17 protein-coding genes and 1 tRNA gene are annotated in these 16,907 nt (G+C 50.1%); 11 read left to right on the plus strand and 7 right to left on the minus strand.

Translation table 11 applies throughout. The features are described 5' to 3' along the window. Window positions 1–18 precede the first annotated feature (18 nt). The 4 genes from IDAT_RS12920 (at window position 19) to IDAT_RS01870 (ending at window position 3,570) form a co-directional block, all read left to right on the plus strand. On the plus strand, window positions 19–1,047 hold the full coding sequence (locus IDAT_RS12920; RefSeq protein WP_162178383.1) for a DUF3080 family protein: 1,029 nt from the start codon (window positions 19–21) through the stop codon (window positions 1,045–1,047). Window positions 1,048–1,144: 97 nt separating this feature from the next. Then, on the plus strand, window positions 1,145–1,525 hold the full coding sequence (locus IDAT_RS01860; RefSeq protein WP_034729739.1) for a DUF6746 family protein: 381 nt from the start codon (window positions 1,145–1,147) through the stop codon (window positions 1,523–1,525). Between the two features lie 9 nt (window positions 1,526–1,534). Then, window positions 1,535–2,371: an AAA family ATPase gene (locus IDAT_RS01865; protein WP_034729742.1), complete on the plus strand. Its 837-nt coding sequence runs from the start codon at window positions 1,535–1,537 to the stop codon at window positions 2,369–2,371. After that, window positions 2,371–3,570 carry a vWA domain-containing protein gene (locus IDAT_RS01870; RefSeq protein WP_034729744.1) on the plus strand — a complete coding sequence of 400 codons (1,200 nt, stop codon included), beginning with the start codon at window positions 2,371–2,373 and terminating at the stop codon, window positions 3,568–3,570. Before IDAT_RS01865 ends, IDAT_RS01870 begins: the two co-directional genes overlap by 1 nt. Here IDAT_RS01870 and IDAT_RS01875 read toward each other — a convergent pair. Further along, on the minus strand, window positions 3,524–3,991 hold the full coding sequence (locus IDAT_RS01875; protein ID WP_034729746.1) for an RrF2 family transcriptional regulator: 468 nt from the start codon (window positions 3,989–3,991) through the stop codon (window positions 3,524–3,526). The two genes, IDAT_RS01870 and IDAT_RS01875, sit on opposite strands and share 47 nt — an antisense overlap. 101 nt (window positions 3,992–4,092) lie before the next feature. On the opposite strand from IDAT_RS01875, the gene IDAT_RS01880 reads away from it, so the two are divergent. From IDAT_RS01880 to IDAT_RS01905, 6 genes are all read left to right on the plus strand, one after another. Continuing rightward, window positions 4,093–4,314, plus strand: coding sequence for a hypothetical protein (locus IDAT_RS01880; RefSeq protein WP_034729748.1), 222 nt, complete (start codon window positions 4,093–4,095; stop codon window positions 4,312–4,314). Between the two features lie 336 nt (window positions 4,315–4,650). Continuing rightward, complete coding sequence (locus tag IDAT_RS01885; RefSeq protein ID WP_051986502.1) at window positions 4,651–5,622, plus strand: cytochrome P450; 972 nt, start codon at window positions 4,651–4,653, stop codon at window positions 5,620–5,622. A gap of 79 nt (window positions 5,623–5,701) precedes the next feature. After that, complete coding sequence (locus IDAT_RS01890) at window positions 5,702–6,322, plus strand: TetR/AcrR family transcriptional regulator (RefSeq protein ID WP_034729751.1); 621 nt, start codon at window positions 5,702–5,704, stop codon at window positions 6,320–6,322. A 58-nt stretch (window positions 6,323–6,380) separates the two neighbouring features. Then, window positions 6,381–8,039 carry an isovaleryl-CoA dehydrogenase gene (locus IDAT_RS01895; RefSeq protein WP_034729754.1) on the plus strand — a complete coding sequence of 553 codons (1,659 nt, stop codon included), beginning with the start codon at window positions 6,381–6,383 and terminating at the stop codon, window positions 8,037–8,039. A 9-nt stretch (window positions 8,040–8,048) separates the two neighbouring features. Further along, window positions 8,049–9,539: a class I adenylate-forming enzyme family protein gene (locus IDAT_RS01900; RefSeq protein ID WP_034729757.1), complete on the plus strand. Its 1,491-nt coding sequence runs from the start codon at window positions 8,049–8,051 to the stop codon at window positions 9,537–9,539. A 152-nt stretch (window positions 9,540–9,691) separates the two neighbouring features. Beyond that, window positions 9,692–9,768, plus strand: a tRNA-Val gene (locus tag IDAT_RS01905). Here the strand turns inward: IDAT_RS01905 and IDAT_RS12925 are convergent. After that, window positions 9,753–10,613, minus strand: a complete 861-nt coding sequence (locus tag IDAT_RS12925; protein WP_051986523.1) for a patatin-like phospholipase family protein — start codon at window positions 10,611–10,613, stop codon at window positions 9,753–9,755. The genes IDAT_RS01905 and IDAT_RS12925 overlap by 16 nt on opposite strands. Before the next feature lie 214 nt (window positions 10,614–10,827). Between IDAT_RS12925 and IDAT_RS01910 the strand changes: the two genes are divergently transcribed. Beyond that, the gene (locus tag IDAT_RS01910) at window positions 10,828–11,037 is read left to right on the plus strand and encodes a cold-shock protein (protein WP_034729760.1); all 210 of its coding nucleotides are present in this window, start codon (window positions 10,828–10,830) and stop codon (window positions 11,035–11,037) included. A gap of 59 nt (window positions 11,038–11,096) precedes the next feature. On the opposite strand, the gene IDAT_RS01915 is transcribed toward IDAT_RS01910, so the two are convergent. From IDAT_RS01915 to zwf, 5 genes are read right to left on the minus strand one after another with little or no spacing between them, the layout of a single operon-like run. Continuing rightward, the gene (locus IDAT_RS01915) at window positions 11,097–11,744 is read right to left on the minus strand and encodes a bifunctional 4-hydroxy-2-oxoglutarate aldolase/2-dehydro-3-deoxy-phosphogluconate aldolase (RefSeq protein ID WP_034729762.1); all 648 of its coding nucleotides are present in this window, start codon (window positions 11,742–11,744) and stop codon (window positions 11,097–11,099) included. A gap of 9 nt (window positions 11,745–11,753) precedes the next feature. Next, on the minus strand, window positions 11,754–12,758 hold the full coding sequence (glk, locus tag IDAT_RS01920; RefSeq protein ID WP_244441582.1) for a glucokinase: 1,005 nt from the start codon (window positions 12,756–12,758) through the stop codon (window positions 11,754–11,756). 21 nt (window positions 12,759–12,779) lie between these two features. Beyond that, the gene (gene edd, locus IDAT_RS01925) at window positions 12,780–14,597 is read right to left on the minus strand and encodes a phosphogluconate dehydratase (RefSeq protein ID WP_034730247.1); all 1,818 of its coding nucleotides are present in this window, start codon (window positions 14,595–14,597) and stop codon (window positions 12,780–12,782) included. Between the two features lie 21 nt (window positions 14,598–14,618). After that, window positions 14,619–15,299 (minus strand): 6-phosphogluconolactonase, encoded by a 681-nt coding sequence (pgl, locus tag IDAT_RS01930; RefSeq protein ID WP_034729765.1) that lies wholly within the window; start codon window positions 15,297–15,299, stop codon window positions 14,619–14,621. Next, complete coding sequence (gene zwf / locus IDAT_RS01935) at window positions 15,296–16,771, minus strand: glucose-6-phosphate dehydrogenase (protein WP_034729767.1); 1,476 nt, start codon at window positions 16,769–16,771, stop codon at window positions 15,296–15,298. Before zwf ends, pgl begins: the two co-directional genes overlap by 4 nt. Between the last annotated feature and the right edge of the window lie 136 nt (window positions 16,772–16,907).

The following is a 16,907-nucleotide window of genomic DNA, read 5'->3' on the forward strand; positions in this document are numbered from 1 at the left end:
CCTTATGTTCAGCTTCAAATGACGTCGATTATTGTAAGACTTCGCCGCGCGCTTGGCTATATATGTGCGGCATTAGTACTCAGTGGCTGCAGTGACTTACCCGACAGCCTAAAAAGTCTCAATGATTATCAGCAACGCGTTACCAACACATTGGAACGACCGGCGGTGCGCTTTACTGTGCCGAACTACCCGCGTTTGCCCGCGAGTCGTGATCTGCAAGTGGAAGTGCCGCGAGTGAGCATTTCGCTGTTAGATGCTTGGCGCATTGAAAGTTGTCCAGCCGCGCAACTCATCGCTGAGCGTAACAGCGCACTAGGCAAACTCAGTCAGGGCGTCACTCGTTACTATGGTGATTTGCTGTTACTTGATGCGGGTAGAGAATGCGTCGCCACAGTACGCGCGGAAGATCCTAACTTAGCAGAGCGTCTAGCTGCCGCCTTGCAACAAAAGGCAGCCACTCTTGCTGCGGCTCGGCAACAAGCCATAGCCAGCGATGACGCCCTGCGCCATGCGCTGCGCATGGGGGCAAATGGTCTAAGAGAAGTCGATGACGCAGTTTTTGCTGAACAACTCGCAGCCCTTGAACAAGTTGTTTACGCTCTTGAGCAAAGCCAACCGCAAAACGATGAAGCGCGCGTGGAAGCTGCGCTCCAAACCATCCATCAAAGCGACTATCTACCGCGCTTATGGCGTACCTTGCAAGAACAATCGGCTTACCTCACGCAATTAGCAACTATCACTGATAACCTTACTGAACGCGCCGGTTGCGATGCGCCCACGCGCCCCAATCGGGCAGAAGTATTACATACAGTTTTCTTAAAGTTTTTTATTGGTGAAGTGCAGCCACAATTAGCCGCTGTTACCGCACAAGGACAACGAGCAGCGAACGTATTGCAACGCTTACAGGCGCTCACGTCGCAGCCATTGCTGCAGGATTACTTGGCACAGCTTGTCACCAGCGTTGCACAACTACGTGAAGCGACTAAAGCGCATGTACAGCCGTGGCAAAGTTTCTTTACTGCATGTGAGTTCACTCCCGGCGGCTAAGGCGATGCAACGGGATTACCTCTCTTGGTGTATCGACAATCATAGAGTATTATTGATAATAATTCTTATTCACAAGTTAATTTAATGAGGTGTTTGAATGAAAACTTTGATGATGTTGAGTGCAGCGGCTTTGTTAAGCTTTACCACAACTAGTTTTGCAGACGATCAAGAGCGTTATGAGCACTTTTCAGGGCAGCCGGCTAAAAACCTTGACCAAGCATTGTTTAACCTGAAAAATTTTAACGCCAAAATGGCGGAAATCATGGCGAAAGATGAGCTGACACCGCAAGATATGGCGACCATCCACCAGCTCAGTTATACCCTTGAAAATGCATTGCAGCGCCTCGATGAAGAAGTAGATGTTATGCAAGCTGTGTTGGAAGAAGTGCACTTAGCTTCGGAAAGCATGGACTACGAAACGGTGCAGAAGCAAGGTAAAGTGTACCTAGAAAGCACTGGTAAAATCGTTAAAGAATAAGGACCTATCATGCAATTTAGCAGTACATCGAGTTATATCGTTGCGGATGAATTAGCCCTTGCCGTCAATGCTGCGGTGACACTGGAAAAGCCCTTACTGCTCAAAGGTGAGCCAGGTACCGGTAAAACCAAGTTAGCTGAAGAGTTGGCCGCAAGTCTCGGTGTACCGCTATTGCGCTGGCAAATTAAATCGACGACCAAAGCCCAACAAGGCTTGTACGAATATGACGCAGTGTCACGATTGCGCGATAGCCAACTGGGCAGCGACAAAGTACATGACATCAGCAACTACATTAAGCCGGGCAAGTTATGGCAAGCCTTCACTGCTGCACAGCGCCCAGTATTGTTGATCGACGAAATTGACAAAGCCGATATTGAGTTTCCTAATGATTTGCTGCACGAGCTCGATCAAATGGAATTTCATGTCTACGAGACCGGCGAGCAAATTACTGCACAGCAACGCCCTATCGTGGTGATTACGTCGAATAACGAAAAAGAGCTACCTGACGCGTTTTTGCGCCGCTGCTTTTTTCATTACATCAACTTCCCTGATGCCGCCACGTTGAGCGATATTGTTCGCGTCCATTATCCAGACATTCAGCGCGAGTTACTACAGACTGCACTCGAAGTCTTTTTTGATGTACGAAAGTTACCAAACTTGAAGAAAAAACCATCCACTTCAGAACTGATTGATTGGTTGAAACTGTTACTAGTGGAGGATATCGGCCCACAACAGTTAAGAGACAGCAAGGGCTTGATGCCTATGTTTGGCGCACTGTTGAAAAACGAGCAGGACGTACAGTTGGTCGAAAAACTGGCATTCATGGCACGTCGCCGAGAAAGCTAATGCTAATTGAATTCTTTTTTTGTCTACGCAAGCACGGCTTAAAAACCAGCATCACTGAACTGCTCGATTTATTGGCCGCACTTGAACAGCAGGTGGTGTTTGCCGACATTGAAGCCTTCTATTTTTTAGCGCGATTGACCTTGGTAAAAGATGAAAGCCAATTTGACCGTTTTGACCGCGCCTTTGCTGAGTACTTTGAAGGCGTGGAACAGGTCGATCTGGCCAGTGCAATTCCAGAAGACTGGTTGCGGCGCTCGCTACAACGTCAACTTAGTGATGAAGACAAAGCCAAACTGCAAGCTTTGGGTGGCCTTGACGAATTGTTAAAGGCCTTTCAAGAACGGCTGAAGGAACAACAAGAACGCCATGCCGGTGGCAACAAATGGATCGGCACCGGCGGTACCTCGCCATTTGGTGCTTATGGTTTTCATCCGGAAGGTATTCGCATCGGCCAAGAAGGTTCGAATGCCCGGCGGGCAGTCAAAGTTTGGGATAAACGCGAGTTCCGTGACCTCGACACCGAGGGCGAACTCAACAATCGCACCATGCAGCTTGCTTTGCGTAAACTACGTAAGTTCGCTCGTACCGGCAGCGCCGAAGAACTCGACTTAGATGAAACCATTCGTGCCACTTCACAAAAAGCGGGCTTACTCGACTTGAAATGGCGTCCGGAACGTCACAATGCGGTGAAGGTCTTGCTCTTGTTTGACGTAGGCGGTTCGATGGATGATTTCATTTACGAGTGCCAGCAACTCTTTGCTGCAGCGCGCAGTGAATTCAAACACCTCGAGTTCTATTACTTCCATAACTGCGTTTATGAAGAAGTTTGGCAATCGAACGAGCGCCGTTTCAGCGAGAAAACACCGACTCGTGAACTCATCAATAAATATGGGCGTGATTACAAGCTGATTTTCGTTGGCGACGCCACCATGGGGCCCTATGAGATCGCCTACCCCGGCGGCAGTGTTGAGCACTGGAACGAAGAACCTGGTCAAGTGTGGATGCGGCGCTTATTGAATCATTTTGACAACGCGGTATGGCTTAATCCGCAGCCGTTGGAGCACTGGAAGTGGCATCACTCAATCGACATGATGCACGAACTCATGGGCGGCCGCATGTACCCCATGACTCTCGACGGCATCAGCGGTGCAATTACGACGCTGTTGAGAAAATCTGCTGCAACTGCCCCCGTTTCTTGAGTAAGTCAGCCAAAGTGAACTCTCGCAAGTAGTCGTAAAAGAGTTCCTTGCCCCGCGCCACAATCCCATTAAGCTCACAAGCTGGCAGTGCCACACAATAAGGGTTGTGGCACTCAATCCATGGCTCATCGCCTTCGAGCTGACGAATCACATAATCCAAACGAATCTCATTAGGAGCCTTGGCTAAGAAAAAGCCACCGTTTTTGCCACGGCGTGTTTCAATCAATTGCAGACGGCCCAAGTGGTGCACCACTTTGTTGACGTGATTGCTAGATAAACTGAAGGTTTCGCAGATGTCTTTGATGGTGGTTAAGCGCTCCGGCGCTTCCGTCCTATTGTTCGAACTTTCTTTAGCACCCTCTTTAGCACCAAGGTACATCAAAATTCGTAAACCATAATCGGTATATTTTTTTAATTGCATGACGCCCGCCTGCCCTTGCGAAATTTACATCTTCAAACTTGATCTTCGTCAAAGATACATGAATAATGCATATTATAAAACATGCATTGGAGATGTAGGTTATGACAGCACACACCTTATTGCGTAGCGCCAACACTGCCATGGTGGTTTTTCTGACCCTCTTCTTGATTGTCGCTTATCTGGCGTGGGGCATGGAAGCGCAACTTCCCTTAATGTTGATCGCGGTCTTACATTTTCTACAAATACTGCTGGCCGGACTTTTTAAAATTTCTTACGTGATTCGGCTGATCGCCCAGAATCAGCTTGGTCAGCCACTGCGCTAGATACTTAGACCGCGCTAATAGCCGCCGCTTTCAAGGGCGGCCATACCAATGCCAGCAATAATTGCCATTAAGAAGAAAAGCACGAATGCAACCAGTATCCAAATCAACATGGACCGCGCCCAGTTACGCTTACTCAACGGCGTTGAGTGGCTAAATGCCCAAACTAGTAACAAAAATGAAGTTCACCAACGGAATACTGGTTAAGAAAATGGTCAAAAAGCAACCCTTTTGTCGCTCAAAACCGATTTTGGGCAATTGGTTTGACCAAAGTCAAAGGAATTGACAACCAAGTTGGTATTCTAACCCTGCCTAAAATTCTCAAATCGGGAGGTTGTTATGTCCCCTGTCATTCGCAAACACGCTGACGTTGTCGCCATTCTTCATGCGCCCGAAGCATGGAGTAATCAGGTATCTTCGCACCTCAACGTACCCAACGGTATGGATGCGCCGGAACACACGCGGTATCGCAAGCTAATCGAACCATTTTTCGATGCGCAAACCCTGCACCGATTTGAGCCAGTTCTAAAGCAACTCGTGACGCGATTATTTCGTGACCTGCCCGAAGAGTTTCATGTTGAAAGCGAGCTTGCTTACCCATTTGCGTTGCAAGCACAATGTGCATTTATGGGTTGGCCACGCGAATTAGAAGCCGCCCTGTTGCAGTGGATACAGCGCCAGAAAAAAGCCAGTGCGGCAGGCGACAGAGAAACCATGCGCCAATTAGCCGCTGAGTTTAGCCAACTGATGGTGGCCGAATTTAATCGCGCTCGTTCCGGCGAATACCCAGGTGATAGTGTGACTTCAAGGCTGGTTCATCTGAGCATCGAAGGCGAGCCGTTATCCGACGAATACCTAGTAAGCATTGTGCGTAATTGGACTGTCGGCGAACTTGGCACCATAGCCAACGCAGTAACGGCTATCGTGAATTTTTTGCAAGCCAACAACGTGGTGCGCAAACAGTTACAGCAAGCTACAGAACATATTGATCACGCTGTCGACGAAATACTGCGTTTTAACGCGCCGCTGGCAAGTAACCGCCGCCGTGCTGTATGCCCTATGCACATGAGAGGCCAAGCTGTCGAAGCCGACACCGTTGTGACACTCGACTGGGGTGCCGCCAACACTGACCCCGAGGTATTCGAGCAACCGCACCAGTTTCGTTGGGATCGCGACCCGCGCGACAACTTATTGTACGGCGCCGGCATTCATGTCTGCCCCGGCGCCCCACTAGCGCGCCTAGAACTGCGCGTATTCACCCAAGCCCTGCTCAGCCACAAAACCCGCAGCCCGGCCCACGCATCACCGTAACCCTCAAAAAATATTCATTGATCCAAAAAATGAATCATGGTTCACTTCTTGCTATCGATAATTAGATAGCAAGAACACCATGGCCTATCGCGAAACAACTCAAATACGCCAGCGTAAGCAGGCAACCCAAGAAAACATTCTCAGCAATGCCCTAACGTTGCTGAACGAAGTAGGATTCAGCGGCTTACAAATGGCCTCTTTGGCCAAGCGCTGTAACCTAGCTACAGGCACCCTGTATCGCTACTTTGCCAACAAAGAAGCTTTATGTACCGCCATATTTGAACACGCCACAAATATTGAAGTAAGCCAGGTTCAGCAACAGCTTAGCGCTACCGCAAAACCTATACCCGAGCGCATCACCAACGCATTAACCACATTTGCAAAACGTGCCCTTCGCGCACCTGTCACTGCATGGGCTTTAATTGCAGAACCCGTTGAGCCTGCGGTTGTTGCAGCTCGTTTAAAATATCGAGAGCGCTACGCAGACTTATTCGCCCAAGCGATTGAGCAAGGCATTAGCGAACAAAGCTTACCACCACAAAATAGTGCGTTGAGCAGCCGCGCTTTAGTTGGAGCCATTGCTGAAGCTTTAATTGGCCCCTTAGCCCATCAGCATGAACGCGAACCGAATAGCGCAATTTATGAAAGCGTGCGCTTTTGTCTTCAAGCAATAACAGCACGACCTCACTCATGTGTGTAAAGCAAAGATGTGTAGAACAAAAGATGCAGAACAACAAATTTCATGCAGGAGAACAAGAATGACTATTCCAGACCAGTATCTCGCTCAAACCCACACGGTAGAAAACCAACCACCAGAGCTTGAAAACTATAACCTGTACGCCGAAGATAAAGCATTGCAAGAGGCGGTAAAGCGCGAAGGCGCAAGCTGGGCTGAACAAGACATTGCGCGCTTTGGTGCTGAATGCGGGCTACCTGAGCGCATAGCGCTGGGTTTTGCGGCTAACGTCAATAAGCCGCTACTTGTTACCCACGACCGTTTTGGCAACCGCGTTGATCAAATCGACTTTCATCCCAGCTATCACCAGCTAATGGATATTGCGATAACTGAAGGTTTACATGCCAGCCCATGGGCTGCTCCCAAACTGGGAGCCCATGTCGCGCGTGCCGCCAAATATTACTTGCACACCCAAGTAGAGGCGGCTCATGGCTGCCCTATCACCATGACTTTTGCCGCCATTCCGGCCTTGCAACATCAACCAGATTTACTGGCTAAATTTGGTCCTAAAATAATGGCGCCCGAATACGATAGCCGAAACGTACCCGACAGCATGAAACGCGGGCTCACCATTGGAATGGCAATGACTGAAAAGCAAGGCGGCTCAGACGTGCGCAGCAATAGCACGCGCGCCTACCCTATTGCAGCCGAAGGTCCTGGCGAAGCATATGAGTTAGTGGGTCATAAGTGGTTTGTTTCAGCACCAATGTGCGATGCCTTCTTAGTTCTGGCCCAAACAAACAAGGGCCTATCATGTTTTTTACTGCCACGCTGGCGCCCAGACGGCACTAAAAATGCACTACAAATTCAGCAATTAAAAAACAAAATGGGCAACGTCGCCAATGCCTCCAGTGAGTGCGAATTACGTGGCGCGTTGGCGTGGATGGTTGGCGAAGAAGGCCGTGGCATCCGCACGATTATAGAAATGGTTTCTATGACCCGCTATGACTGCATGATTGGTTCATCGTCAGGCATGCGTCAAGCCACTGTTCAAGCTTTGCACCATGCGCGCCATCGCAGCGCATTCGGCGCCAAACTTAGTGAGCAACCCTTGATGCAAAACGTGCTCGCCGACTTGGCCCTTGAGAGCGAAGCTGCAATGACGCTAACGATGCGCATGGCGCGCGCCATGGATCAACAAGATCAAGAGCATGAACGGCTACTTGCCCGGATCGCCACTCCCATTGGTAAATATTGGATCTGCAAACGCACCCCTAATCACGCTTATGAAGCAATGGAAGTTATTGGCGGCATGGGCGTTATGGAAAACACGATTATGCCTAGGCTATTCCGCGAATCGCCGGTAAACGCGATATGGGAAGGCAGCGGCAACGTACAGTGTCTCGATATTCTTCGCGCGGTGCAAAAAGAGCCAAAGGTACTGGAAGCTTATTTCGCCGAGCTTGCAAAAGGCACTGGTGCTGACCGCCGCTTTGATAGCTTCGTGAGCGATTTAAAAACGCACTTTAGCCAAACACCGCAACAAGAATGGCAGTATCAAGCACGCTATTTCGCCGACCACATGGCGCTCGCGTTACAAGGGGCACTGCTCATCCAACATGCGCCCAATGAGATTGCTGATGCATTCTGCGCCTCGCGCTTAACCGCTCACACTAGCACCAACTATGGCTGTTTGCCCCGTGGGATTGATATCCAAGCAATAGTATCGCGCGCATTTTAAGGAGAACTTATGATTATCCCAGCTTACGTGGCACGTAACGCCAGAAAATACCCATCTCACGAAGCAGTAATAGATGGCTCATTACGTGTCAACTGGCAACAACTGAATCAACATATCGAGTATTTCGCTGCTCATCTCACCCAAAAACATGACATACAACAAGGGGATCGTGTCTGTTTGGTGCTGCCCAATAGCTACACTTTTATTGTGGCGCATTTCGCAGTGCAGCGTATAGGCGCTATTGTCGCCCCCATCAACGTCAAACTCACCGCAAGTGAACTCAAGTATATTTTTAATGATGCCGAAGCAAGCTTAGTGATCACTTGCGCAATGACCAGTTCCCAAGCGCTGCAAGCGTGTGCCGAGTTGCAATTGGCAAACCTTAGTATTGATGATATGCCTGAGTACATCGACAGACATTGCACAGATGGCTCATTGATCGAGCTAGACGAACAAGCGATCGCTACGCCGGCGACCTTACTTTACACATCGGGCACTACTGGACGTCCAAAAGGCGTGCTCTTCGACCATAAAGCATTGTTATTTGTCGGCATGATGTTTGCCACCGAAATGCAGTATCGCCCTGAGAGTCGCTTGCTCTCGCTGATGCCTTTTACTCACTCAGCACCGCTTAACTTAACATTGGTTGGGGGCACGATTATGGGCAGCACACATGTGGTCGCCCCCACATTCACCCCTGACCTACTGTTGAATCTAGTTGAACAAGAACGCACCACACACTTCTTCGGTGCCCCCGTCGCCTACTTGCTCACCGCACAACACCCGCAAATTGGCGCAGCCGATCTGAGCAGTATGACCCACTGGATCTATGGCGGCGGTCCGTTGGCTGGCGATCATGCTCGGCGCGTGCAAAAAGCCTTTGCCAGTGATCAGTTTTACTGTGTCTATGGACTGACTGAAGCAGGTCCAACAGGAAGTTTGTTGTTACCTCATGAGCACCGTGACAAAGCTGGTTCCGTGGGCAAGCGCGCTGCGGCATTTACCGAGATACGTGTCGTTAACGAACATGGCGAGCTCGCGGCGGTCGACGAACCAGGCGAAATTCATATTAGTGGCGAAGGTGTCATGCGTGAATACTGGCGCAATACGAGTGCAACTCATGAAATCTTTACCAGCGATGGATGGCTCCGTACTGGCGACATTGGGGTACGCGATGCCGATGGTTTTTATTGGGTCAAAGATCGCATCAAAGACTTGATTATTTCGGGTGGTGTCAACGTTTACCCGCGCGAAGTCGAGGATGCGCTTGCCAGCCACCCGGCGGTGCTCGAAGTCGCAGTAATTGGCGTACCTCATGAGCAATGGGGAGAATCAGTAAAAGCTTGTATCGTGCTACGCGAGCCAGTCGACGAGAGCGTTTTGCGGGCGCATGTAGAAGAGCGCCTTGCAGATTATAAGCGGCCGCGTGAATACCAGTTTTTTGATGAACTACCACACAATGCCAATGGCAAAATCTTGAAACATTTATTGCGTTTATAGCGGCTAGAGATTTTGTAGCTGGGCGCTATAGTGAGGTTACTGTTCGATTCTTACGCAATCGAGCTGCGAAACGGCAAAAAGCACTTGCACCACCGCAGCGGAATGACTAATATAGCGCCCGTTCGCTGTTCGCGAACTTCTATTTAAAATGTGCGTCCGTAGCTCAGTTGGTTAGAGCACCACCTTGACATGGTGGGGGTCGGTAGTTCGAGTCTACTCGGACGCACCATTTTCTCGATATGCATCCACATGATCCAAGCCAGCCCTTAAGCCCGAGTTGTAGCCTATTTCTAACTTTTCGAGTTGCCGAGTGAAGCGTCCCACGGGAAAGTATTCCGGTGGCGCGAGCACATGTACCGTGCAATCAGCGGGTGGATTGGCAATAAAGTCGAGCGCATCGTTGTAAAGCTGGGCGCGTTTCTCGATAGCGGCATACAACGCTGGGTACTTGCCTAGCAGACGTTCGGTGATACCCAGTGTTCGACCGATTTTCTTGCGGTAGCCGATACCGCGTGACAATACCACGGTGATTTCACGAGCACCCTGCTCATAGGCGCGAATCACTGGAATCGAGTCAGCAACGCCACCATCTGTCATAGCTTCGCCGTCAACTTCTGGGAAATCCCTAAACACTAGAGGAATCGCACATGATGCGGGAAATAGTTGATGCATATTGGCTTCGTTGACCTCCAGGTACGCAGCTTGTCCGTCACTAATTCGCGTGGTCACAACAAATAATGGTATGCCCCCGTTCAAGTAACGCTCAAAGTGCAGTTCAACCTGATTAAACGACTCGCGCCATAACCATTCAACATCACAGAAATGACCTCCGGTAAGTCCCCGTATAGGGTCAATAAACTCTTTAGCTTGTGCAAGCTCGGTTAAAATGCGGTAGCTACGTTGGTAATCATGGGTCAGATAGCCAATAAGATTCGTGGAGCCGGCAGACACACCAATAGTAAAGTCAAAAGGTTTGAAGTTTTCACGCATAAAGCCATCGAGCACTCCGGCGGCAAAGATCCCGCGCATGGCGCCGCCTTCGACCACTAATGCGCGTTTTGTTTCTGCAACCATGCGGACTCCTTAAAAAATAAACGTTGACTTGCCTAGGAATAGGCGTATGGTAGGCGACGTTGGATAAGAAACAGCAAGTTAAATCTCCACTACGTCGCATTACCAAGCAGTAAATCTTCGTCCTGTAGCTTTAAATTTCCATTTTTTACCCCGCATGACCGCGTTCAGGCAAGCATGTCTTTGCGCAAAACTTTTAAATCTTAGGATGAATATTATGTCTAATACTGTAAATGGTACTGTTAAGTGGTTTAACGAAGCTAAAGGTTTCGGTTTTATTGAGCAACAAGGTGGCGCAGACGTATTTGCTCACTTTAGCGCAATTACCGGTAACGGTTTCAAAACCCTTGCGGAAGGTCAACGTGTATCGTTCACCATTACCCAAGGTCCTAAAGGACCACAAGCTGAGAACATCACTGCTATCTAAGCCGCAGTTCTAACGCTTTGAAAAAGCCGTGCAATGCACGGCTTTTTTGTATCTGAAATTCAACCTTTTGCTTGGCTTGTCGCTGCTTTGGCAGCCGCAGTTACCGCCGTCCAATCACCTGCATTTATTGCCGCTTTCGGTAAAATCCAAGAACCACCGACACAACGTACATTTGGCAGCGCCAAATATTCGCGGTAATTATCTTGATGAATCCCACCAGTCGGGCAAAAACTGATATCCGGAAACGGACCCGCAATGCTTTTCAGCATAGCCGTACCACCCGCAGCTTCCGCTGGGAAAAATTTCAAATGGTCGTAGCCGATATCGCGCGCCATCATTAGCTCTGAAATAGTCGCTATACCGGGAATGAGCGGGACATCACCGTGCGCGCCTGCACGCAACAAGTCGTTGGTAACACCAGGACTAATGGCAAATTGCGCTCCCGCCGCCTTCACCTGCTGCAGTTGCGCTGGTGTAGTCACAGTGCCAGCGCCGACAATCGCTTTGGGAATGCGCTCGCGCAAGCGCTCAATCGCACTCAAAGCAACCTCACTACGCAAGGTGACTTCGAGTAAACGAATGCCGCCGGCCATCAGTGCTTCGGCCATTGGTACCGCGTCCTCTAAGCGTTCAATCACCATCACCGGTACCACGGGAGTGATTTTGAAAAGATCTTTTGGCGCCAGTTGCCAATGCGAAAAGCTCATGTCCAGTCCTTATTTCTTGGTCGCGCTTTGTTGCAACGATTGTTTTAAATACTGCCCCACGCCGCGCAGGCCTGCATGTTCAGCGGTAATGACAAAACAAGGAATCGCCTCTGCGACTTTGCAGAAACGCCCTTTGTGCTCAAACCTTGCGCGGAAATTAGAAGTCGCCATCAGTTGCATTAGCTTTGGAACAACACCACCTGCGATATAGACACCGCCGTAAGTATTGAGATTCAACGCCAAGTTGCCAGCAAAGCTGCCAAGGCTAGCGAAAAACTGATTGACGGTCTCTAACGCTAACGTATCGATGCCGCTAATCGCGCGTTGCCCAATTTTAGCGGCACTTAAAGGCGCAACAGGTTTACCGTGATAATCAGCTAAGGCTAAATAAATGGTTTCAAGCCCGGGTCCCGACAACACCCGTTCGGCAGAAACACGTCCAAAGCGGTTATGAATAAAACGGTGAATGGCCCATTCTTTTTCGTTGGTGGGCGCCCAATCAACATGTCCGCCCTCCCCCGGTAATGGCATCACCTGACCGTCAGGCAGCGTAATTAAATGACCGACACCCAATCCCGTACCAGCGCCAAGGACAGCTTTCGGCGCCCCTGGTTTAATCTTGCCGCCGCCAATTTGTTTAAGTTCGTGCGGTTTACAGGTGACGATGCTCATCGCCGCGGCCGCAAAGTCATTCAGCACAATAAAGGTTTTCAAGCCCATTGATTTGCGTACGCCGCGAATCGAAAACTGCCAGTGATGATTGGTCATATTGATTTCATCACTATCCACCGGACAGGCGATCGCGATGGCAACGTGTTCTAACTCGACTTTTTGTTCGTCACGATAGGCTTCTAACACATCGGTTAAAGTTGGATAGTCAGCGCAGGCGAAAACTTGCACACGATCCATTTCAAAAGTTTCGAGATGCAGTCGGCTGAAGCGCGCATTGGTGCCGCCAATGTCGGCCACGACGGCGTATTCACCGCCGTTCATTTCGGTCGTATCAGTTACCATAAGTAGCTCTGTAGTCGTTTATTATTGCTTTACAAAAAGCGAGCACGCACCTTCTTCGGCACCACTCAATTGTCCCCGCAAGGCACCGAATAACTCACGGCCCATGCCATGATGATCAGCTGTCAAATCGAGTGTTGCTTGCGCACGTTTGTCGAGTTCCTCGGCGGCGACCAACAATTCAATCACGCCCTTTTCGGCATCTAACCGCACCAAGTCACCAGCTTGAATTTTCCCAATCAAGCCACCATCGACCGCTTCTGGCGTCAGATGAATCGCGGCCGGTACTTTACCAGAAGCACCTGACATTCGACCATCGGTTACCAGTGCGACTTTATGCCCACGTTTTTGCAGCACTCCGAGCGGCGGCGTTAATTTATGCAATTCCGGCATACCACAGGCTTTTGGCCCCTGAAACCGCACCACTACCACGCAATCTTTATCTAGTTCACCGGCTTTAAAAGCAGCATCAAGCTGATGCTGACTTGAGAAGATGACCGCTGGAGCGGTTATCTGCTCAGTACCTTCGGGAATCGATGAGGTTTTCATCACCGCCCGACCGAGGTTGCCACTTAATACGGCTAAGCCGCCGTGGTCGCTGAACGGCTCGGCAGCACTGCGTAAGACGTCAGTATCGAGGGATTCGCTCGGCCCCTCCACCCATTTCACTTTGCCATCGACCAAGGTTGGACGTTGGGTGTAACGACGCAAGCCGTCGCCCGCAACGGTTTTCACGTCTTCGTGCAGCAAGCCAGCATCGAGTAAAGTGCGGATCAGGTAGGCCATACCACCAGCACGTTGAAAATGATTAATGTCAGCGTCGCCGTTTGGATAGATCCGCGTCACCAAAGGTGTCACCGCTGAAATATCAGCAAAATCATCCCAGTTAATGCGGTAACCCGCTGCTCGCGCTACCGCAATCAAATGCATGGTGTGATTGGTGGAGCCGCCGGTCGCAATCAGACCCACCAAGCCGTTGACGATGCTTTTCGCCGTCACAATCTCGCTCATGGGCGTATAGTCAGTGCCTAAATCGGTCAGCCGGGTCACTTGCTGTGCGGCAACACGGGTTAACGCATCACGCAGCTCACTGCCAGGATTAACGAACGAGGAACCCGGTAACTGCAAGCCCATCATTTCAATCACTAACTGATTTGAGTTGGCGGTACCGTAAAAGGTACAGGTGCCGGGGCTGTGATAGGAAGCAGACTCAGCTTCGAGCAACTGCTCTTTATCCACTTTACCTTCGGCATAAAGCTCGCGTACGCGTGCTTTTTCTTTATTGGTGATCCCCGATGGCATCGGCCCTGCAGGCACAAAAACAAAGGGCAAATGACCGAAACTGAGTGCCCCAATCAACAGGCCCGGGACAATTTTGTCGCAGATACCGAGCAGCAGACCGCCGTCAAACATGTTGTGCGATAAACTGACCGCGCTCGCCATAGCGATCACGTCGCGGCTGAGCAAACTCAAATCCATTCCGGGTTGGCCTTGGGTCACACCGTCACACATGGCGGGTACGCCGCCCGCAACTTGCGCCACACTGCCTACTTCACGAATAGCAGCTTTAATTTTGTCGGGGTAGTCGTGGTACGGCTGATGCGCCGAGAGCATGTCATTGTAAGCCGTGACAATCGCGATGTTGGCTTTGGTTAAACTGCGTAGTTCCTGCTTGTCGCCTTTGTTACAGGCAGCGAAACCGTGGGCTAAGTTACCGCACGACAAAGCACCGCGATGCGGACCTTGGCGCCGCGCTTCTGCCATGCGTTCCAGATAGTGCTGGCGATCAGCTTTACTGCGCTGTTCGATACGTTCGGTAATTTCCGCAATCCGCGCGTTCAGTGGCGTTGTCATAGAATTCTCCTACTGCTCTGCCAGCATTACCGTCACCGGTGTCTGCTGTTGCTGCAAAAAGTCATTAACCGGCAAGTTTTGCTGTTGCGCTCGCTCAAGGGTAGCTGCTTTGTTTGCTCCCACTAAGTGAAAGTAGATTTGGCGACTATCAAGTAAGCGTTGCTTCGACAAGCTAAGACGCTGCTGCGGCTGCGATGGTGTAGTCACCGCTAGTGCAGGAAGCGTGGTGGTCATACCAATCGCCAGTTGTGGACTGTCGGGAAACAAGGAAGCGGTATGGCCGTCTTCGCCCATCCCGAGAATCACCACATCAAACGTAGGTAAATCGGCCAAACGCTGTTGCACCGCAGCTTCGCCGGCAAAAGCATCGTCATCATCGGTGAGCAAACTGACAAAATTTGCCGCCGCAGCTTGCCCTTGCAGCAGTTGCTCGCGCACCATTTTTTCATTACTCGCGGCGTCAGTGGCCGGGACCCAGCGCTCGTCAGCTAATAAAATAGTAATCTTCGGCCACGGCAATACTTGTTGTGCTAAGCGTTTGAACAAAAGCAAGGGTGTGCTGCCACCCGAAACCACCAAAAAAGCTTCACCGCGTTCATGCACTGCCTCTTCGAGACGGCGACAAATACGGCGACTAAAATCATCGATCAACTCAACGTGGTGTTGAAAACGTTGGACTGCAAAACTCATGCGTCATCATCCCATTCACGACCGTCTTGCGCGAGCAAGGTGACCGAGGCTGACGGACCCCAAGTACCAGCTTGGTAACTGCGTGGACCTTCGGCAACTTGTTCCCAAGCAGCTCGGATACCATCAATCCAGCGCCAAGCGTATTCCACCTCATCACGCGAAACGAATAAATATTGATTGCCTTGCATTGCCTCTAACAACAGTCGTTCATAGGCGTCGGCAATGCGCTTGTCTTCAAAGGTTTCATAAAATGACAGATCCAGCGTAGTTGGCTTTAGCTGCATTTTTTTGCCGAGACCCGGCACCTTATTCATCATTTGTATTTCAACACCCTCGTCGGGCTGCAAACGAATAATCAGGCGGTTCGGCGGTAACTGCGCAACCGTTTCATGAAAAATATTGTGCGGCTGGCGTTTGAAAGTAATCACCACTTCTGTACGCTTCTGTGGCATGCGCTTGCCAGTGCGCAAGTAAAATGGCACGCCTGACCACCGCCAGTTATCAATGTGCGTTTTTAATGCAACAAAGGTTTCCGTGTTGCTGTCTTGCCGTGCGCCTTTTTCTTCAAGATAACCGGGGGCCGTTTTATCGCCGACGAAGCCTTTGGTGTATTGACCACGCACAGTGTCTTCATCTACGTTGCGATCGGTAATCGGACGCAACGAGCGCAGAACTTTTAATTTCTCTTCACGAATACATTCAGTATCAAGCCGTGACGGTGGTTCCATGGCTATCAGCGACAGCACTTGTAACAGGTGATTCTGCACCATGTCGCGCAATTGCCCAGCGTCATCGTAGTAGCTCCAACGACCTTCCACACCCACCTGCTCGGCTGCAGTGATTTGAATATGGTCAATGGTGTTGTGGCTCCAATGATCGGCAAATATCGAGTTGGCAAAGCGTAGCGCCAACAGATTCAACACGGTCTCTTTGCCTAGGTAATGATCGATACGATAAATCTGCGATTCATCGAAGTGCTGAGCGACATGATTATTGATTTTTTGCGACGATTTAAAATCGTGACCAAGCGGCTTCTCTAACACCACGCGCGAAGGCTGTTGATTCAACCCAACCCGTGCAAGGCCATCGCAGATTAATGGAAAAAGTGCAGGTGGCGTAGCGAAATAGCTGATGGGTGTGCGCCCTTTGGTGAGCGGCGCGACCTTGGCCAGCGCGTCGTACGCACTTAAATCCGACAGATCAATCTCGCAGTACTGCAGTTTACCGACAAAGCGCTGCCAAATTTCCTCATCTACCGGATCTTTGGTCATAAACTGCTGCAAACTTTCCAGTACCTGCTGTTTAAAAGCTGCATCAGTCAAACTATCACGTGCCACACCGATGATACGCGCATCCGCATGCAACAGGCCTGACTTTTCGAGTTGATACATCGCGGGAAGCAGTTTGCGGCGCGCTAGATCGCCGAGCGCACCAAAAAGAATCAAGTCACAACAGGCAGCAGAAGATGTCATTATTGGCCTCTGTAGTTTTGTAATTTTCCAACAATTCGGCTTGGATACTAACAACCAAATTTGATTTTTTCCAATTTTTCGTAATTTTATTACAAAAATAATTTCTCTTTGTGTATGCTTGCTACGTAAACCGAGC

Source organism: Pseudidiomarina atlantica (assembly GCF_000753735.1).
GTDB lineage: Bacteria > Pseudomonadota > Gammaproteobacteria > Enterobacterales > Alteromonadaceae > Pseudidiomarina > Pseudidiomarina atlantica.